Source organism: Streptomyces hokutonensis (genome assembly GCF_000376565.1).
GTDB lineage: Bacteria > Actinomycetota > Actinomycetes > Streptomycetales > Streptomycetaceae > Streptomyces > Streptomyces hokutonensis.
The window spans coordinates 170,965-190,339 of the sequence record NZ_BARG01000030.1 but is presented as its reverse complement, the minus strand read 5'-3'; the positions used below and the strand labels follow the sequence as shown (position 1 = coordinate 190,339).

13 protein-coding genes are annotated in these 19,375 nt (G+C 67.3%); 9 read left to right on the top strand and 4 right to left on the bottom strand.

Going from position 1 to position 19,375, the window contains the following annotated elements; translation table 11 throughout:
- From SSP08S_RS17520 to SSP08S_RS62845, 3 genes are all read left to right on the top strand, one after another.
- A partial coding sequence (locus SSP08S_RS17520; RefSeq protein WP_026178581.1) for a TerD family protein occupies positions 1 to 944 on the top strand: 944 nt, incomplete at its 5' end.
- A gap of 305 nt (positions 945 to 1,249) precedes the next feature.
- Positions 1,250 to 1,816, top strand: coding sequence for a hypothetical protein (locus tag SSP08S_RS17515; RefSeq protein WP_245607897.1), 567 nt, complete (start codon positions 1,250 to 1,252; stop codon positions 1,814 to 1,816).
- Between the two features lie 393 nt (positions 1,817 to 2,209).
- A complete protein-coding gene (locus tag SSP08S_RS62845) occupies positions 2,210 to 3,517 on the top strand; it encodes an AlbA family DNA-binding domain-containing protein (protein WP_019068908.1) in 1,308 nt (435 codons plus the stop codon).
- Positions 3,518 to 3,660: 143 nt separating this feature from the next.
- Here SSP08S_RS62845 and SSP08S_RS59330 read toward each other — a convergent pair whose 3' ends face one another.
- A complete protein-coding gene (locus SSP08S_RS59330) occupies positions 3,661 to 5,718 on the bottom strand; it encodes a TniQ family protein (protein WP_158697177.1) in 2,058 nt (685 codons plus the stop codon).
- 345 nt (positions 5,719 to 6,063) lie between these two features.
- Here SSP08S_RS59330 and SSP08S_RS17495 point away from each other — a divergent pair, with 345 nt between their 5' ends.
- From SSP08S_RS17495 to SSP08S_RS17480, 4 genes are read left to right on the top strand one after another with little or no spacing between them, the layout of a single operon-like run.
- Entirely contained in the window at positions 6,064 to 6,873 is an 810-nt protein-coding gene (locus SSP08S_RS17495; RefSeq protein ID WP_019068906.1) for a TnsA-like heteromeric transposase endonuclease subunit, read from the top strand.
- Between the two features lie 17 nt (positions 6,874 to 6,890).
- On the top strand, positions 6,891 to 9,284 hold the full coding sequence (locus SSP08S_RS17490) for a transposase (protein ID WP_019068905.1): 2,394 nt from the start codon (positions 6,891 to 6,893) through the stop codon (positions 9,282 to 9,284).
- The gene (locus SSP08S_RS55455) at positions 9,281 to 10,528 is read left to right on the top strand and encodes an AAA family ATPase (RefSeq protein WP_019068904.1); all 1,248 of its coding nucleotides are present in this window, start codon (positions 9,281 to 9,283) and stop codon (positions 10,526 to 10,528) included. The genes SSP08S_RS17490 and SSP08S_RS55455 overlap by 4 nt, the downstream gene beginning before the upstream one ends.
- A gap of 32 nt (positions 10,529 to 10,560) precedes the next feature.
- On the top strand, positions 10,561 to 12,492 hold the full coding sequence (locus SSP08S_RS17480) for a TniQ family protein (RefSeq protein WP_019068903.1): 1,932 nt from the start codon (positions 10,561 to 10,563) through the stop codon (positions 12,490 to 12,492).
- A gap of 59 nt (positions 12,493 to 12,551) precedes the next feature.
- Here SSP08S_RS17480 and SSP08S_RS17475 read toward each other — a convergent pair whose 3' ends face one another.
- The gene (locus SSP08S_RS17475) at positions 12,552 to 15,245 is read right to left on the bottom strand and encodes a hypothetical protein (protein WP_019068902.1); all 2,694 of its coding nucleotides are present in this window, start codon (positions 15,243 to 15,245) and stop codon (positions 12,552 to 12,554) included.
- Positions 15,246 to 15,411: 166 nt separating this feature from the next.
- Between SSP08S_RS17475 and SSP08S_RS17470 the strand changes: the two genes are divergently transcribed.
- Positions 15,412 to 16,242, top strand: a complete 831-nt coding sequence (locus SSP08S_RS17470) for a DUF5710 domain-containing protein (protein WP_019068901.1) — start codon at positions 15,412 to 15,414, stop codon at positions 16,240 to 16,242.
- Positions 16,243 to 16,357: 115 nt separating this feature from the next.
- Here SSP08S_RS17470 and SSP08S_RS61735 read toward each other — a convergent pair whose 3' ends face one another.
- Positions 16,358 to 16,639 carry a hypothetical protein gene (locus SSP08S_RS61735; protein WP_158697176.1) on the bottom strand — a complete coding sequence of 94 codons (282 nt, stop codon included), beginning with the start codon at positions 16,637 to 16,639 and terminating at the stop codon, positions 16,358 to 16,360.
- 199 nt (positions 16,640 to 16,838) lie between these two features.
- The gene (locus SSP08S_RS17460; RefSeq protein WP_019068899.1) at positions 16,839 to 18,416 is read right to left on the bottom strand and encodes an MDR family MFS transporter; all 1,578 of its coding nucleotides are present in this window, start codon (positions 18,414 to 18,416) and stop codon (positions 16,839 to 16,841) included.
- Between the two features lie 188 nt (positions 18,417 to 18,604).
- Here SSP08S_RS17460 and SSP08S_RS17455 point away from each other — a divergent pair, with 188 nt between their 5' ends.
- On the top strand, positions 18,605 to 19,201 hold the full coding sequence (locus tag SSP08S_RS17455; protein ID WP_019068898.1) for a TetR/AcrR family transcriptional regulator: 597 nt from the start codon (positions 18,605 to 18,607) through the stop codon (positions 19,199 to 19,201).
- The last annotated feature ends 174 nt before the right edge of the window (positions 19,202 to 19,375 follow it).

Sequence of the window (19,375 nt, the reverse complement as noted above, 5' to 3'; positions counted from 1 at the left end):
GCCTTCCCGATACACAGCGACTCGGCTTTGTCGCTTACGGCCGGTGGACACGACAGGCAATCGAGTCAACACCTTGGCGGACGCCCGAGGACGCCCTACGTTTCCTCGACATCGGCCAGGACACCGCCTGTTCCGTCACCACCACCGCCTCCGGCAATCTCTCCAGCACGCTCAAACCACTGGACACCACGCGCATTGCCGGCCTACAAGCCCTGCTGGACGGTGCCCAAGACGACTCCAGCTCTGGTGAACCGTCCCTCGCGGACTTGGACATCGCCCTCGGCGCCAACACGCCTCCCGATCCCCGAGCCGGGGTAGGCGATCCGTACCGGATCAGAGCGTTCGCCGAGTGGAAGCATCAGACTCTCTCACCACCTCCCGTCCCCGTCGCTCCCCCGGCCGCGTCCGCAGTACTCATCGCGGGCCAGACGCTCGTACTCCCCGAGGAAGCCTGGCAAGGACTTCGCGTCTCCTTCACCTTCGCCGGCGCAGACGCAGACCTCACTCTGTTCTTGCTCGGGAACGACGGCCGGGTCTGCAGCGACGAGGACTTCGTCTTCTACAACCAGCCCTCTGCCGCCGACGGAGGCGCCCGCCTCCTCGGCAAACAGCAGGAAGGATCACACACGGTGGAACGCGCCACCGTCCACCTTTCCGCGCTACCCGACCGGGTACACCGCGTCGCTGTCGCCATCAACATGGATGTTGACACCGGACTCACCTGCGGGTCCCTCACTCACGCAACCCTGGACCTGGATTGCGTAAGCGGCACCGCGTGGACGTTCAGGCCTCCCGCCGATCCTTCCATCCGAGCGATGGTCATCACCGAGCTCTACAGGCACAGTGTCGACGGCAACCCCGTGTGGAAGCTCCGGGCTCTCGGCCAGGGCTGGGCTGATGGGCTCGACGGCCTCGCTCGGGCTTACGGAGTCGACGTCGAGTGACAATCCCTCGTCACAAGCCGTGTGACCAGGAACGCTAGTTGACACTTTGGGACATCGTAGGCCGCAAGGCGTACCAGAACGTTCTCTCCGAATCAGTTGGTCGTTGGTGTGCCGCACCGGCTCGCCGCGCATGTAACCCTGCTCGTGCGTCTGCACAGTTCGGTGCCAGCGTCAGCGATCTTTCCGGCGGTTCCGGCGGTGGTGCCCGGTGCTCCACCTGTGACGCCGCCTTCCGTCGTTCAGCTGCCAACGCCCAGGGTTGGGCTTGTTGCTGGGCTGTCAGAGGCGTGCGGCATCATCGGCAGATGGCAGCCACACCAGCCCCGCCCCCGGCGATGACACCGCAAGAACTCCAGCAACAGGAACAGACCCTGGAGCTGATCAACAGCGAACTCGCGGCGCGTCTGGCGCGGCAGGCCGAGTCGGGCGCGAAGGTAGACACCAAGGCAATCTTTCTGGTGGGATTCGCTGCTACTGCCGCGCAGTTCCTGGCTTCCCGGAGCTACGAGCCGTTCACCGGCGCCGCGGCCTTCCTGGCGTACGCTGTCGCCATCGGCTTCGGCATTGCGATCTTCAACCTCGCCGAGTACGAGGATCTCAAGCCACGGGAAACCCTGGACACCTACGCACGCTCGACAAAGGGCGCAACTCTGGGGGCACTCGCCGGAACGAGGGTGGGCTTCTTCGAGAAGAACGAGGCAGTGCACCAGCGGAAGACGAAACGCTGGACCGTCGCTCTGGCCGCCGTCGGCGCCGGGATCTGCCTCTCCACTGTCAGTCTCGTGCTGCACACTGACGGCCATGACAGACACACAGAACCAGGGAAACCCGCCCCCGCCTCCTCCGCCACCACCCCCACCCAGCCTCACTGACTCCCTCGCCAACCCGGCTCTTGTGGGTACGGAGAAGAGGAACGAGGACAGGCCCGCGCGTACCAGGGCGACCACCGGGGGACAGACCAGGGAACGGCGCTGACCCGCGCCGCGAGAAGGCGACCTTCTCCGCGCGGCGAGACGGCACGGACCCCGGGCATCTGCGGCCGGGGTCTCTACGTGCGCTGGAGCGTCCAACTGGTTCAACGGCCAGCCGACGGGGCGTCACGCCCACTCCATGCGCAGCTCTCGCACCGCGTCCAACTGGCCCTGGGCGAGCCCGATGACGGATGGCGGGCGCAGTACCTGAATTGCGTGGTGACGGCCCGGTGATTCCGCTTAGCGTGATCTGGCCGGCGATCGCCAGCATGTCGTGAACACATTGGAGTTCCTATGGCCCTGCCCGCACGGCTCACTGCCGCCCTGGGGCGACACCCCGACGACCTCACCGAGGCCGATCTGCAGCGTGCGGTCGAGAACCACATCCCCGAGAGTGTCGACCTCGATTGGAAGAAGGACTTCTATAAGGGCACCGACGCGGGCAAGAAGGAACTCGCCAAGGACGTGTCCGCCATGGCCAACACCGCCGGCGGCATGGTCGTCATCGGCGTCGACGACGGCAATCAGGACCACGCCCACGACTTGGCCCCCTTCGACCCGGTCCAAGGCCACGGCGAGGAATGGATCCGCTCCGTGCTCGCGAACTGGATCCAGCCCGTCGTACCCAACGTCGGCGTACGACCGCTGAAGTCCGAGAGCAAGGTGGGCAAGATCTACTGGGTCCTCACCGTGCCCGCGAGCACCCAGGCCCCGCACGCGGTCGCAGCCCCAGGCAACGACTACCACTTCCGTGTCTACGTCCGGCACGGCACCACGACCCGCACCCTTGCCGAGTCCGAGATCGCCCAGCGCTACCGTGACCGCTTCCAGGCCGCCTCCGACGACATCGACCGTCTCCACCAGGTCACTGACGCGGGCTTCGGCTACCTCTCGGGCTACTTGACCAGCACGGCCCACGGCGGCAGCCCCAAGGTGACCTACTACCCGGGCTGGGTCAGCATGGCCGCCGTTCCGGCCGTCCGCGGCGCCTATCCCGTGACCACACGAGTGGATCGGGACGCGGCGTTCGACCGCTTCGTCAAGCTCGCCGGCGAAGGTGTGACCACCAACGTGCAACCGGCCCGCCCCGTGCTGGTTGGCCGCCGCCAGGTCCGCTTCGAGGGCGTACCGACCGGCCAACTCCACCAGGACGGCAGCTTCTACGCGGCGGTGCCCATCAACCTCCAGAGCGACCACACCAACGACGACGGCCCCAAGCGGCTGTTCCAGCGCGGACTCGAACTCGACGTCGTGGCCCTGGTACAGGCTGCCGCAGCCTGGGCGGCGGAGACCGGATCGGCCGGCGACCTGATGCTGTCCGCCGCACTCCACCGCTTCGACAACAGAGACAAGCCCGTGCACCTGATCGCGTCGGAGCACACCTTCCACCACGGCCCTGCGACGCCGCTCCCAGCAGCTCCTGCGCAGACCACTGGCGATCTCTCCGCCATTGTCACCGACCAGCGAGAGGCCGTTGTCGTGGCCTGCGCACTCGTCTCCGACCTCCTGGCCGACATGGGAGTGCACGAGCCTCACGTCCTGACCCCCGACGGGGAGATCCTGATCAACCGACTCGAGGGCTACCGGCATACGCTGCGGTAATCGCCTACCGACGGCAGCAATGCTCTCCCGCCTCCGGGAACACCGCTCTCACTCTTGGCGTTCTCGCCGTCCGCAGACACAACAAAAGCTGGTGTACCGGCACTGCGAGCCCTTCGATGTCCCCGACGGGACGCCGTCATGCCTCAAACGCTTGGGGCGCGCAGTGCCTTCCGGGCGGCGCGGCCACGCCGCCCATCCCGTACAGTGCGCCGCCAGAGCTCAAGTTCGGCTTGGTAAGCCTCGACTAGCGGCCGGACATGGGGCACGGTCTCGGACTCCGTCTCTTCTCGGACGATCTCGTCGACCGGAATGCTCTGCTCTCGGTCGAGATCACACGCAAGCGCCAGCCGGTCCGCGTACAGGTAGAGCCTCCGACGCAGCCTCAAAGTCGCGCCATCGTGATCGACGTTCATGAATTTGCCGGCACATCCGCCAAGCCGACGGGCTTCGCTGGTACTGCCTAGGCTGCGCAGTTCAAGCACTGTAGGACTGTAGATGTGCTCACCTTGCGTGACTTCACTCCAGACACAGATCGAGGCGAGGCGTGGATCCGCATGGGCCCCGTGCTCAGTAAGGCCAGGGAGTCCCTCCCGCATGACGTTCCAATCGCTCGCTCGCATGCGCCAATTTGCCATTAACCGACGCCTGTTAGCAAAGTTCACGCGGAACACCGCCCCACTCAGATCCTGAGCGACGCGCTCGGCAGCGTCTTCAAAAGACGGCCACAGACCTGCGGCGTCCAGACGGGGCCCAATCCGAAGGAGCGTGCTTTGCGCACTCCCATTGGGCATCCCGAGTAGGGGCGCACACTCGATCCAGCGCTTCCCGGTGAGGAGTTCAGCGAGGCGCAGTGAGGCGGCCCGCCGCAGACAACGCTCGGTCTGCCAGTCCCTCCTCGGCAACGCCTCAACGATTCCAGCGAAGTGCCGCTGGAACCACACGCGGGGCACGTAAGCGGGAATGTCCTCCGCGCGAAATTGGTGTGAGGGGCGGATTTCACGATGGCGGGCGAGAGTCGGGACGCCATGAAGGCGCCGGGCGACCGCTCGTGACAATGTGTTTGAAATGTCCTGCTTCCGCAGGACACTTCCGGCGTAGGGGGGAGAGCGTCGATAGGCCTCGCGCGCAAGCGGATTGACGCGACTGCGGAGAGAAGCAAGTTGGCGATCGCCCAGCAGCGTGTCGGCCGCGAGGAGCAAGGCCCCACACACGTCCGGATCACTCGGAGGTGCCTTGGTCCCGACCAGACTCAGGCTGCGCCTTTCCTTACGATCTGCGCTGATGAGCGCTGCGGCGGGTTCCGCGTGGGTGCCGACGAGATCGACAAGGCAGGAGGAGGGAAGGAGCTCAGCTCCCAGCGGCCACGTCATCTTGATCAGATGCGTCATCGCAATGAGGTCCGGAAAGTACGTCGCATCCGACTCCGCGGCACCGCTCATGCTCGACGCAGCCGGGTCCGGATTCAAGTGGCGCCAGATGCGCTGCTGCAATGACAAGAGACGTTCAAGGTCATCGGTCTGCAGTATTGGGCGAGCGCACATCCCGTCGCCTCGCTGATCGAGCCTGCCGGGGCACGGTGGAATTCCCCTCCAATGAACCGTGTGGCTGCGTTCCGCTCCGGGCCTGTTGCGGCATTCGGCGGGATGTTGTCCGGGCATCCCGGCGTTCTTCACCAGGTCGCGACGCCCACTGGTTGGACCGTTCACGGGAAGCCCGCAATCCGGGCAGAGGTATTCCAGGAGGCGACGGTGGGGCAGGCAAGCGAAGACGATCGGCAGGTGCCATTGCAACCGCCATGCGCCTCCATAGAGGCTCTCCTGCTGACTGCCGTTACCCCGCAGGCAGTCGGGACAGTAGCGGCTCGACTGGTTCACGGCCCAATTAGTGGATGCACTGGCTCCGATGCGCGCCGTGTTCGTGCGCACCCTAGCCAGAGGGCGGTAAACCCGCTTAAAACGGCGCAAAGTGAGCCGCTCAGCCTCCTCATGCGCCAGGTGTGTCACCGAGGCGAAGACGGCCAGGACATCGTCCGGAATAGCCCTGAGGTACAGACTGTTGAGCCGCCCCTGGTCGACAAGACCGCATAGTTCGCCGATCCGCAGAGGGGACCGCTCCAGACGGTACGCCAGACGCAGCACGAATCCGGGCAAGGACTCCTCAGGCAGCGGTGTCAGGCTGCGCGCAAGTCGATCAGTGACCACACCATTCCTCCTGCCGCCATGCCCGACACCGACGCCACTATGGGAGCCCCCCTTGGGAACTTGAGATCGACGGAATCCGTGCGCCGTAACCACAGTGGCCATCTGGAACTCCGCGTAACGAATCAGCCGGCCGTCTGTGGCAACAGGGAAACGGTCAGATTTTCACTCGTACGCGTGAGTTGCGAACGGGCGGCCACTCGGGGCGGGCTGAGCGCCGTACGGTCAATGCGCTTTTGGGCTTACCCATCACGGTGCGGAGGCAGGCACTCTCGGATGAATTCGACAGCTTTGGGGCAGGGCTGGCGCACCGGATCGACACCGTCCCATGGGGGCACGTGGTCGGACGTGTGCGCCCTGGAAGACCTCGCCGTGCTGGATTCCGGTTTCACGGACTACGCACAAGCATTGGACCTGGATGGGGCGTGGCCCGAGCGCTGGAGCACGATGTGGAAGTTCGGCCAGACTCCGGTCACCAGCCCGGTGCGTGACCTGGACAAGGTGGATCTCCGGCGGAGCGTTCCAGTACGCCGTTTCACCTGGCGCACGGACCAGTTCCACCGCCCGGGTCTCGAGTACCTGATGGCGACGGACCGGCACCACGGTTTCGAGAGCCATGAGGAGGAGCGGCTGCTGCTGGTGGCCGACTTCGCCGCCGGCCTGATTGAGGCCCTGTGCCAGCCCTTCCTGCTGCGGTTCTTCTCCGGCGGCAAGGTGATCCGGCACACCCCGGACTTCCTGCTCGTGACGGAGTCTGGGCTCGTCCTGATCGACGTACGTCCGGACGGCCGGATCAAGCGGGAAGACGCGCTGAAGTTCGCCGCGGCGGCGGAGGCGGCATTGTCGGCGGGCTGGCAGTACGGCGTCGTGGTGGGCTGGCGCCAGCACGTATGGACAAACGTGGACGCGCTCTCCGCAGAGCGGCGTCCGCTGCCGGATGTGCTGGGAATCCAAGAGCAATTACAGGAAGTGGCGGCACAAGGCCCCTTGCCGTTCGGCGAGTTGGCGCAGCGCTGCCGCATCCCGGCGATCGCCCGGGCCCATGCGATCCACCTGCTGTGGCACCGTCACCTCGGCGTGGATCTCTCCGGGCCGTTCGGGGACGCGAGCCTGGTGCGGCTCGCTCCTCAGCAGCATCACCGGCAGCTGCCGCAGTGAGCACTTCCCTCGATCCCATGTGGAATCTGTCGACCGGCGCCGAGCTGATCATCAACGGCAGCGCGTGGCGGATCCAGTCCTGCCTGCCGCACCTCGGCCGGGTCACGCTCGTCGACGAGGATGGCGAGACGTGGAAGACCTCGATCAGCGAACTGATGCATCGCCCGGACTGTCGCCCCTCCACGCGAACCCGCACGGACCTGCCCGCCGCGGACCGGGGCCGTCAGCCCAAGTCGATGGACGACCTTACGGAGCATCAGCGCGAGATCGTCATGCTCCGTATGGAGCACTTGCGGGAGGCCGAAACGGGGTTTCGCAGCGGCGATCCGTGTGACGCGTTGCCGCATGAACCACGACCGCAGTACAACCCGGACACCACGACGCTGACCGATCGCCGCCACGCCAAGGAGAACGAACTTCGCAAGACCGCGGCCGAAGCTCCCGCCCAAGCGAAAGCGAACGGGCTGCACCGGGTGAGTGTGCGCACGCTGATCCGCTGGGACACTGCGCGGGCGAAATACGGCCCGATCGGCGTCGCGGACGACCGCTGGCTGCGCGAGGCGACCGGGCACACGATCACCCCCGAAGTGCGCGAGGCGTTGTTCGCGGTGTACGCGGAGTCGACGACTCGCCGCTCGAAGCTGACCATGCGGGACAAACAGCGTCTCATCCACCAGTACGTGCGCGAGGTTTTCGAGGCCCCGGATACCAAGCCCAAAGACGGCGATGCAACAGGAGGCACGGAGGGTAAAGCTACAGATGCTGAACCCGCTGAGAAGCCGCGCGTGCAGATCCCCAACTACGACACCCTACGGGCCATCTGGAAGGAGTGGTTCGGCTCCAACGGTGCGCGGCAGCGCTACGCACGCTCGGCGGCGAAGGCCCAGCAGTACGCGACAGGACGGCACGTCGTGGTGCACCGCCCCGGCCAGGTGGTGGCCCTGGACAGCACGGTGCTGCCGGTGAAAGTACTGGACAACGTGTTCGGCGACCCGGTGTCCGTACATCTGACGCTGGCATTGGACGTCTACACCCGCTCGATCGTGGCGTTCCGGCTCAGTCTTGTCTCCGACAAGTCGATCGACGTCGCGATGGTGCTGCGGGACATGATGATGCCGCTGCCGATGCGCCCGGAGTGGGGCAAGAATGTGGAGTGGGCCTACCCCGGCGTCCCCAACATGGTGGTCGCGGAGTTCGCCGGGTACGAGGTCGCCGGGCTGCCGTTCTTCCCTCCCGAGACGGTCACCACCGACCACGGCTCCGTCTACCGCAACCACCACCTCGTCGAGGTGCAGCGGGTCATCAAGGCGAACATCAAGCCCAGCCGCGTTCTGCGTCCGACCGACAAGCACTCCGTGGAGCGGACGTTCGGCGCCATCAGGTCGCTGCTGTTCGCCCTCCTGCTCGGCTACCAGGGCACGGACGTCGCCGACCGGGGCGTGGACCCTGAGGCCGACGCCTGCCTGACCGTGACGGAGATGGAACACGTTATCGCCACCTGGGTTGTCGAGACCTGGCAGAACCGGCGCTTCGGCTCGTACGCCCCGAGCTGGGACCCGCGTGGCGATCACAGCCCCAACAGCCTGTTCACGGCGGCCATGTCCCAGGGCGGCTTCGCCCTTCGGATTCCGCCCGCCGAGCTGTACTATCAGCTCCTGCCGCGGCACAAGCTCATGATCCACGGCAGGCGCGGGGTGAAGGTCAAGAACCTCTGGTACGACGGCCCCGCCCTGGATCCCTACCGCGGCAAGCTCTCCCACCGCGGCGGGACGGACAAGAACAAATACGTCGTCCACCGCGACCCACGTGACCCATGCTTCGTCTTCTTCCAGGACCCCAATACGCACGACTGGCACACACTGCGCTGGACCGGACTGCCCGAAGAAGGCGAGGTTCCCGCGTTCAGCGACGCCCGCGTCCGTGAAGCCATGCGAGAACTACGCAAGACAGGCCTTGCCCCGAAGTCGGACACCGAACTCCTCCCGGTGCTCCTGGAGTTGATCGGTGGCAACATCCCGGTCGAGAAGTGGCCGACACAGCTCTCCAAGAGGAAGCGCACCGAGCACGCGCGCGAAGTCGCCCAGCGGGCCGCGGCGGCCGCCGACCGCCCCGCAGACGCGACCGAGAGGAAGTCGCCGCAACCCGCCCCCGTTCCCTCTGCGCGGGCAGGTTTCTCTGACAGCAAGGTCGTCCCCCTGCGCCCGAAGGACCGCGCTCAGCAAGTACACGACGCGGTGAACAGCGAACGTCGGCGCCGTCGCGAGGCAGCGGTCCCCGACGAGCTGCCCACGTCCCCCGATCTGTCCGAACGGCTGCGCTCGTCGAGCTTGATGGCGCTGCTGGACGACGACTTTGACGATGACGACTCCACCATCACGGCCGGCGAGGCCGAGGAAGAGGCCAGTCAGTGACCTCGAAGCAGAACCCGCTGTCGTTCCTTCCCGGCCCGGCGGTGGACCGCACCACCTTCGAAGGCTGGAACCGATGGTGCGAGACCCGCGACGCCTTCGTCCCTGCGCCGATCCTCACCGCTGAGCAGTACAAACGCCTCACGAAGCGCCAGAAACGCATCCACGATCTGCATCGCCTCGCGACGCACAGCTCCCTGCCGATCCAGGCCACCCCCATGAGCGAACGCGTCGCCCACGCCGTCCTCGCCCGCGTCGAGGACGGCGCCTTCAGCCACAAGGCCGGAACCCGCGGCGGCATCATGGTCAACGGCGACGGCGCCCAGGGCAAGACCGAGACCATCTGCGAGGCCCTGGCCATCTTCCAGGAAGAGTGGCTGGCCCTGAACAACTACGCGAACCCCGACGCCATGCCCGGCACCCGCGACCTGGTCGCCCCCGTCGCCTACGTACGCTGCCCCGTCAAGGCCACCCCCATCTCCACCTGCCAGCGCATCCTCGACTTCTACGGCGAGGACTACAAGGGCATGCGACTGGAAGACCTCGTGCGCACCGTCAAGACCGCAGTCGTCGAGCACGCCACGAAGGCCCTCGTGATCGACGACATCACCCGCCTCAAGCTGCATCGCGAAGCCGACCAGGACGTCCTCGACCTGATCCGCGAAATGATGAGCATGCCCGTCACCCTCATCCTCGTCGGCGTCGGCATCCCCACCTCGGGCCTGCTGCGCGAAGGCCGCCGCGACCCCAAGACCCAGGAGTGGATCTACGAGCCGGTCAAGGACGCCGGCCGCAGCCCCAACGCCCACGCCGCAAGCCAGCACGAACGCCGCTTCCAGGTCGTCGACCTCGACCCGTTCAGGTACAAGACACCAGCGCAGATGGAGGCCTGGATGGTCCATCTCCGCCGCTTGGAGGGCGAGTTGCGCCTGCTGAGCGACACCACCGGCATGCTCACCGAGGGCGACATGCCCGAGTACCTGTTCAACCGCACCAAGGGCGTCGTCGGCATCCTGGAGAAGCTCATCCAGCACGGCTGCCGCCGCGCCATGGAGGACAAGAGCGAGCGCCTGACCAAGGGGCTGCTCAACCAGTTCACGGTCACCCCGGACGACATGCCCGACCTCGACGCCGGGTCAGGCGAACAGCCCCACATCCCGCCCCACGAGCCGACGCAGAAGAAGAACTCCCAAGGCCGCAACACCGTGTTCGACGACGACGGCCCGGCCCAGAAAGACGCCGGATGAGCGAGGTACGGCGTCGTGTGCTGGCCCGCTCCATGGACCCGCTGCCGGAGGAGTCCCTGCCGGGGTATCTCCTCCGGCTCGCCTACCGGCTCGGCCGCTCCCCAGGGCGCATCGCCGAGCTGTGCGGGATCAGCGACGGTCGCCAGCGTCGCCTCGTCGCCGACCACCTGCTCGAACTGCCCGCAGACACGGCCACCGCGTTCGCGCAGGAGAGTGGCCTGTCGGAAGCCGAAGTACGAGGCCTCGCGCTGATGCGGTACGCGAGGACCTATCCGGCGCTACGGGTGAAGCGAGGAGCTGAATCCCCTCAGACGGGTCGGAAGGGATACTTCGGCAGCGTCAGCCACTTCTATTCGGCGTCCTGGAGCGTGAACTTCTCCAGCCGCTACTGCCCCGACTGTCTCGTCGGCGACAGCAGTGCGGTCCAAGTCGCGTACGGCGGCGCGTGGAGTCTGCGCTGGCACCTGCCGGTCGTCTTCGCTTGCTCGCAGCACCAACGGCTCCTAGACGTACGGTGCCCCTCCTGCCGCAAGCCGATCAACCAGTCCTACGCGGGCCGCGCCACATTGATCACCCAGCCCTCGAACAGTGTTCGCCTGCATCCTGTCCAGTGCCGCAACACTGTCCCCGGATCGGGCGATCGCGTCTCTCGCGTACGCCTCTGCGGCGCGCGCCTCGACCAGCCGACCGACCACGACGTGCAGACGCAGGTTTCCCCTGCGGACCACGCGCACCTCATCGAGCTGCAGCGCCAGCTCGATCAGCTCCTGTTCCCCGCAGCAGCTTCCGTGGATGAGGAGCAACCTCGTGGCTGGACCATCCAAGAGCTCATCCCCATCGCCCAGTTACTCACCCTGAGCTGGCCCGCTGGGAGAAATCTCGCCCCATCGGACGGGCTCGCTTCGCTCATCGACGAGTACGCGGCCCCCATTCACGCGCACCTCCTCAAGGCGCCCGCCCGGCGCAACGCTCAGCTCCGGCTCCTGTGGTCCGCACCGCAGGACAGTGCTCAATGCGGGGCGCTGCTCCTGAGCGCGAAGGCCCTGTTGGACGAGGCTCCCGACGAGGCCGCATTGCGGGAACGCGTCCGCCCCCTGGCGCAGTTCGCCTTCGAGAACGCACCCGCGAGCGCGTGCCGGTCCTTCTTCAGCCGGCCGGACTTCTCACCAGGCCTGGCGCGGGCCATGGCCCGCCGCGTGCACGGCTTCTACGCCGCCGGCCCCCTGGAGTACGCCACCCTGCGGGTTCCCTCTCGCGCCTGCCGCTTCACCGTCGAAGAGGTACCCTCCCATCTCCCGACGTCCTGGTACGACAAGTACTTCGGCGACTTCGCCGCCCACGTTCCCCTGGCCAACCTGTACACGGTGCGCCACCTGCGGCGCGCGGCCTCCCTGAAACTCGCCGAAATGGCTGCCGGTGGATCATGGCGGAACTGTGCCGAAGCCCTCGACATCCCTGTCGGTCAAGCCCACAGCGCACTCGTCAAGCTCCGCCACCAGTTCGGCGACAGCGGTTTATGGACACGCTTCGAGGACGTCACCGAAGCGCTCGCCCACCACCTAGACGTCCTTCCCGAGCGCATCAACTACGCCCGGCGCCGCCGCGCCCTGGCTGAATGGCAGATGCCAGACGAGGACTGGACCGCGCTCTGCTCCGACGTGCGGCAGGCGGACCGGTTCACCGCCCAGTACGGCACAACTCTCGGCACCGTGCTGGCATGGACCGAAGCCACCCAGGCCGACTATCACCTGTGCCCACTGCTGGACAGAATGCGCAGCGGCCCTACCGGCATCGCCCGGCTGATCGACGAACTCTCCGCTTTCTTCACGCCGGCCAACCACCGCGGCGGCCGCCTCGAACTGCGTCACCGCATCGCACGCTACGCCGCGCGGCTCGGGGAGGAAGATGGGGATCGGGGAGGCTTGCCGGTCGCCGTCGCCCAGCGCAACTCGCGATGGGCATGAGCGCTGCCCCGGCGTTGCCCACACCTCCCGGCCGCCCTTCAAGTCGGTGACGTCTGCGCTCAGGCCGGCAACCCCAGCAGTCGACGGCGTGCCGTCACCAGCCCTCTCCACCGTTGCCGCGTCCTCCGCTGTCCATCCACCCACCGCGGCCCAGGGGCGGCCACGGGCAGCGGCAGGTCGCCCATGAAGTACGCGATGTCGACGTAGTACGCGTAACCGCCTCGGCGGGTGAGCCCTCTCAACTGATCGATCGCAAGCTGGAGCCCCGCGTCATCGCCGAGTACCGCGTGGTGAAAGCACAGGGCCAGTTGGAGTTTGGCGGCCGCGTAGGCGATCCCCGAGACATCGATCTCCGCACGCAGCACCGCACCCCGATCGAGGACGTCAGCGCCCCGTCCGGCATCGCGTACGAGACCGGCGATGCGGGCGGTGATCTCGTTGGAGCGCAGGCTGAGGGACTCCAGCATCCGTTCGGCCAGGTCGAGTTCATCATCCGCGCGCGCAGGGTCGGCCAGGGCCGCGGCGAAGGCGAGGTGGGCCTGCGCTACGGCTGTCTCGCCCACGACCCCGTGCTGTTCCGCTTCGTCGCGTCCGGCCCGGTAGGCCGCGACCGCACGGTCGATATCGCCCTGTACCCACCACACGTCGCCCATGACCCGGTGGTGCCGTCCTTCCCATCCGAGTTCCCCGGCGGCCTCCAGGGCGGCAGGGAAGTCTCCGGCCAAGCGGCTCAGATGCGCCAGGCCGCGCCGCGCGGCCGGCGCCAACCGCCCTTGACCCGCGACGACGTGTCTCATGCCGTCACGTGAGGCGTCGGTCAGACCGAGATCGCGTTGCGCCTTGGAGCGGTAGTACAGGGCGAGATCCGCGAGTTCGTCGGGCAGCAGTCCCGACGTGAGGACCGCCGACAGCCGACTGACCGTACGTTCACGGTGCTCGTGCTGGCGACGTGCGACCGCGCTGAGCGTGTCCACCAGGGCGGCGGCCGGCGTGCCCGCGCCAACTCCCAGGGCGTCATCAGCATCCGGCAGGACGAGTGGTTCCCAGATGGAGTCGGCTACGTACTGGAAGGCGGCGTCGATGAGCCAATCGAGCTCCAGCTGGAACTCGCGGGCGAGCCAAAGGCCTTGTCGAAGGCAGCCGAGCAGCAGCGCGCGGTCCCGTCGCGGGCCGTGGCGCCATTCGTCGGCCAGAGCTGTGAAAGCACGCTGAGCGGCGCGCTGCCAGTCCCGCTGCGACCAGCGGTCGTCACCGGTGTCGGATGCGTTGCGGATGGCGGCGCGTATGACGTCGTGCAGGTGGAAGGGCCACCGCTCGTTGACGGTCTCCCGCACGAAGGGCCGCTCGACCAGACGGAGGACGGGAGCGTCGTACTCCAGGCCGGAGGCCTTGGCGGCGAGCGGGACGGAGAAGGCGTTGAACAGGCTGACCGACCGCAGCACATGCCGCTCGTCGAGGGTGAGGTCGCTCAGGGTGCGGGTGATCAGTGCCGGGAAGTCGTGGTCGAAGTCGGCGAGTTGGGGCTGTGCGCCGCCCCGGCGCAGTTCGAGGTAGCGCATGACCGCTAGGTCCAGGTACAGCGGCAGGCCGTGGGAGCGTTCGGCGATGACCCGGCGTATCGGCATGTCGATCAACGGCTGTCGGTCCTTCACGAGGCGACGGGCGAGGTAGTCCTCGCAGTCTTCGGGAGAGAAGTCGCCGATCAGGATCTGGCGGGACGCCGGTTCAGTCACGTTGATGCTTGTGCGGGCCTGTGAGGCGACGGGCGGTTGCAGGCCAGGCCAGGCTCCCGGCCCGGCCCAGTCGAGTTGGCCGGCGAGCGCTTCGTCGCCCCACTGCAGCCGGTTGCGTCCGGTGACGATGAAGAACGCGTTCGGCATGAGCCAGACGAGCCGCTGGAGCAGCCGTTCTACGTCGCGGTGTGTGCGGTCACCGATGTCCTCGAACGTGTCGAGCAGGACCACGGGCAACGTCCGCTTAGCCGTCGGGAGTTGTGCGAGGTCCCAGGCGAGGAGGTGCGGGTAGAAGCTGAGGGCGTCCGGACCGGGCTCGGCTTCGAGGAGGTCGGCGAGGCGCGTGCAGCCGGCGAGGGCGCGTACGGCCTGCCGCCGCTCGCGCAGCGCCCTGACTAGGGCGCCGGTGCCGTGCCCCATAGCGCTGCCGACCGTGCCGGGCAGCAGGAGGGCCTGGGCGACGTCGCTGAGCACGGACTGCATGTGCTGCGGCAGCGCGGCCGCGGCGCTGAACCGGCCGAGGAGTCCGCCGCGGCGCAGGTGTTCCTCGATCGGCTCGCCGGGGTGGTTGTGCTCCCAGTAGCGGCGCAGGGCGAGATCGAAGGCGGGCATCGGTCGCCCCATGACGGTGAGCGCGAGCCGGACGGAGAGGATGACACGCTCGAAGTCGGTGTTCGCCGAGCGGGCGAGGTCGATGCGCACCGGGATCACGCGGTGCCGGTGCAGGTACGCCGGCGGCGCCCACTGCGGCGGCCGGTCGTCCCCTCGCGCCAGGACGGCCTCGATCTTGCGCGAGAGCGTCGACTTCCCGATCCCGCCGACTCCATGGAACACGAGGACGTTGCGGCGGGGGCTTTCCAAGTCCTCCGCGTCGAAACCCGGCGCGCTGACCCGGCTCAGGTGCTCCGCCAGGCATTCTGTGACCGTCTGCCACTGCGCCTGGCGGTTCGTGAACGCCTCGCTCGCGGAGATGCTCCGGTCGTTCGAACTGAACAGGGTCCGAAGGTCCCGGTCGTCCACATGTCCCCCTCTTGACGATCAAGTCGCGTCAATCTACGTCTACTTGGGCCGGGGACGGCAAGGTACGCGATCCGGCCACGTGTCCGCCTGAGAGAGTCCGGGGTGCCGGTAGCGTCGTCGACGACGGGCGCGGGTAGGCCTCGTATCACTTCGGAGGGGAGCACTGGTGGTCGACCGGATCTGGCTGGATGTCCCGTACGCGGAGAAGGACCAGGCGAAGGCGGCTGGAGCCCGGTGGGATCCGGCCGCCAAACGCTGGTACGCGCCCCGCCGGGGTATGGCGGCGCTCGACGCGTGGGCTGCCGCTCCGGACGTGCCGGACTTGCTGCCCGGCGAAGACCGCACGCTGGGGCAGGGCTTGTTTGTTGACCTGGTGCCCTCCAGCTGCTGGTTCACCAATGTGCGGTCTTGCGTGACGCCGAGGGACTGGGAGCGGCTTCGGCGGATGATCACTAGCCGGGCCGGGAGGCGGTGCGAGGCATGCGGCGCCACCGAAGACCGCACCGCCCAGCGGTGGCTGGAGGCGCATGAGCGGTGGGTGTACGACGACGCGGCCCGGATCCAGCGCCTGAAGCGGCTGATCTGCCTGTGCACGGACTGCCACACCGTCACCCACTACGGATACGCTCAGGTCCGCGGCTTGGAGTCGAAGGCCTTCGCCCACCTGGTCAAGGTGACGAAGATGGACGGCGTGTCCGCCCGCCGCCACATCGACGCCGCGTTCACGCAGTGGCGGCGCCGCTCCGCCGTCACATGGCAGCTGGACCTGAGCATCCTCACGGACGCGGGCATCACCCTGAAGCGACCGCCCGCCGCAGCTGACCGGCCCGGTGTCGCCGCGGCCCAACTCGCCGCAGAGCGAGGCGTCCCCCGCCCCTCTGCCTCCGCCTCGCTCCCCACTACCCCAGCGGTGCCCTCGCGCCCCACCCCGAACGTGCCTCGCCCGCGTGACGACTCAACGTCGCTGCTCCGCCGCATGTTCGGCCGGGGGCGCTGATCACCTGCGACCGCCCGTCAGGCAGGGACCGCCGGCTCCCCTCCGCAAGCCGCAGCACGTTCCGACTCCTCGTGGCTCGGGTCAACGACCAGCGGCTTGACGTCGGCTTCGTCGCCTACGAGGCGGGGCGGCTGCGCGTTACCGAACCGCCGCCATCGCAGTCCGACCATGTCGGTGAACTCCAGTCCGAACACCAGCTAAGCATCCGCAGCAAGGGCGGGGTGTCCGGGAAGGACAGGCTGAGCTGCGGACTGCTGCTCCTTCGATCCGGGTGCTCAGCACGGTCCGAGGTGCCACACAACTCATACCGGATCGCCGTCAACGGGCCGTCGTCGGCCGTGCAGAAGACCCAGCGCTGCGGATCGACGATCGGGCCTTCAGCATCGTTGATCACCATCAGGCCCACGTGCAGGCGCCCACTGAAGTTCCGATGCCCTGCCCCGCGGCCAGCTCCGACCGCGTCGGTGCCCTTCGGATCGTAGAAGGACGCCTCCTTCCCCACAGCCCTGGCACGCTCTCTCGGCGGCACCCACGCACAACGAAGACCCCCGGGGCGGACACCATCCGGGGGCCTTCAGTTCAGTGGCGGATCAGGATCAGACGTGCTCGACGACCGGCGGCTGCGCCGAGGAACCCTCAGCGTCCGGCCCCGTCCCCCGCAGCGCGACCTCTTTCACGAACACCGCCGCCACCAGCGCGACCACGGCCACCACGGCCCCGAGCAGGAACGCCGAGTGCGTGCCGGCGGACACCGCGTGCTGGTACGCCTCCCGCGCCGCCTCCGGCAGCTTCGCCAGGCTCGCCGCGTCCAGCTGCGCGGACTGCTCGGTCACCTTGGATCCCAGCGACCCGGCCCGCTCGGCCATGACGTCCTGGACCCGGTTGTTGAACAGCGCGCCCATGATCGCGACACCGAAGGAGGAGCCGAGCGTACGGAAGAGGGTGCTGGACGAGGACGCGACGCCCATGTCCTTCATCTCGACGCTGTTCTGCGCGACCAGCATGGTGACCTGCATCAGGCAGCCCATGCCGAGACCGACGATCGCCATGAAAACACCGGAGGTGACCCGTGAGGTGCCGGTGTCCATCGTGGACAGCAGGTACAGTCCGACGACCATCAGGACGCTGCCGACGAGTGGGAAGACCTTGTACTTGCCGGTGTTCGTCGTGATGCGCCCGGCCAGCATCGAGGTCACCAGCATCGCGAGGAGCATCGGCAGGAGCAGTAGCCCGGAGTTGGTCGCGGAGGCGCCCTGGACGGACTGCTGGTAGAGCGGCAGGTAGAGCGTGGCCCCGAACATCACGAAACCGGTGATGAAGCCGATGATCGCCATCAGCGTGAAGTTGCGGCTGCGGAAGATGTGCAGCGGCAGCACGGGCTCCGCGGCCTTGGTCTGCCAGAACACGAACCCGATCAGCGAGGCGACGCCGACGGCGATCAGCTCCATGATCCGCGCGGACGTCCAGGCGTACTCCGTGCCGCCCCAGGTGGTGACGAGCACGATCGCGGTGATACCGACGGTCAGCAGCACGACACCGAGGTAGTCGATCCCAGCCTTGGCCCGCTTCTTCGGCAGCTGCAGCACGACGGCGATCAGCCCCAGCGCGACGACGCCGAGCGGCAGGTTGATGTAGAACGTCCAGCGCCAGCCCCAGTTGTCGGTGATGGTGCCGCCGACCAGCGGTCCGCCGATCATCGCCAGCGCCATGACACCGGCCATCATGCCCTGGTACCGGCCGCGCTCCCGCGGCGGAATCAGGTCACCGATGATCGCCATGACGCCGACCATCAGACCACCGGCACCGAGGCCCTGCACGGCCCGGAACCCGATCAGCTCCCCCATGTTCTGCGCCATGCCGCTCAGCGCGGAGCCGATCAGGAAGATCACGATCGACGACATGAAGACGCCCTTGCGGCCGTACATGTCACCGAGCTTGCCCCAGATCGGGGTGGCCGCCGCAGTGGCCAGCGTGTACGCCGTCACCACCCATGACAGGTGCTCGGTGCCGCCCAGCTCACCCACGATCGTCGGCATGGCAGTACCGATGATCATGTTGTCGAGCATCGCGAGCATCATCGCGATCATGAGCGCGAAGAGCACGAGCCGAGTGCTCCTGGGCTGTTTCGCCGTCCCGGCGCCGTCGACGGTGTCGACGGTTAGCGTGTCCGCCATTGTTCCCTCTTTCCCAGGACTGCGGCCCTGACCAGCCACGTTCCTGCCGAATCAGTCTCCACGAGCTACTTACTTGCCGCCCGGCAAGTTGGCTACACTTGGAAGGTAGCCCCGGAACTAGCCGGGCGTCAAGTAAGTTATCTAGTCGGGCGGCAAGTAAGTTCGCAGGAGACGCGAGGAGCGCGAGAATGGTCGGCACCATGGACGACACCAAGCGGCAGCAACGCGGCAACACGCGCCAGCGCATCCAGGACGTGGCCCTCGAGCTGTTTGCCGAGCAGGGCTACGAGAAGACATCGCTGCGGGAGATCGCGGAGCGCCTGGACGTCACGAAGGCGGCGCTCTACTACCACTTCAAGACCAAGGAACAGATCCTCGTCAGCGTGTACGAGGATCTGACTCGACCGATCGTCGAACTGATCGATTGGGGCCGACAGCAGCCGCAGTCATTGGAGACGAAGCAGGAGATCCTCCGCCGCTACCACGACGCCCTGGTCGAGGCCGCGCCCTTCTTCCGCTTCATGCAGGAGAACCAGGCGACGGTGAAGGAACTGCGTATCGGCGAGATGTTCCGCACACGCATGCTGGGGCTGCGCGACATCCTCCTCGACCCCGACGCCGCCCTCGTCGACCAGGTCCGCTGCGTCAGCGCGGTGTTCACGATGCACGCCGGCATGTTCGCCCTCTCCGACCTAGCGGGCACGGACGAGGAGAAGCGGAGAGCGGTCCTGGAGGTCGCGACCGGCCTGATCACCGACGCGCATCAGGGAACGGATACGCCCTAGGTATGTGAGGGCTCGACGTTGGTGACGGACGATGGCCGGCCGTCTCAGCCCTCACCCGAGCAGCACGCCCGAGAAGACGAGGCACTTGAAGTACCGTCCCGCAGGCAGCGGACAGCGTGGCTCGCGGCAGGCCACTGCGTCCTCAACCTGCCGCCACCACTAGCCTGTTCACCG

Bases quoted from the DNA above. Each gene is read 5' to 3' on its own strand.
- SSP08S_RS17455 (WP_019068898.1), top strand. From the start codon at position 18,605: ATGGTCGGCACCATGGACGACACCAAGCGGCAGCAACGCGGCAACACG.
- SSP08S_RS62845 (WP_019068908.1), top strand. From the start codon at position 2,210: ATGGCCCTGCCCGCACGGCTCACTGCCGCCCTGGGGCGACACCCCGAC.
- SSP08S_RS17515 (WP_245607897.1), top strand. From the start codon at position 1,250: ATGGCAGCCACACCAGCCCCGCCCCCGGCGATGACACCGCAAGAACTC.
- SSP08S_RS17490 (WP_019068905.1), top strand. From the start codon at position 6,891: ATGTGGAATCTGTCGACCGGCGCCGAGCTGATCATCAACGGCAGCGCG.
- SSP08S_RS17480 (WP_019068903.1), top strand. From the start codon at position 10,561: ATGGACCCGCTGCCGGAGGAGTCCCTGCCGGGGTATCTCCTCCGGCTC.
- SSP08S_RS17460 (WP_019068899.1), bottom strand. From the start codon at position 18,416: ATGGCGGACACGCTAACCGTCGACACCGTCGACGGCGCCGGGACGGCG.
- SSP08S_RS61735 (WP_158697176.1), bottom strand. From the start codon at position 16,639: ATGGTGATCAACGATGCTGAAGGCCCGATCGTCGATCCGCAGCGCTGG.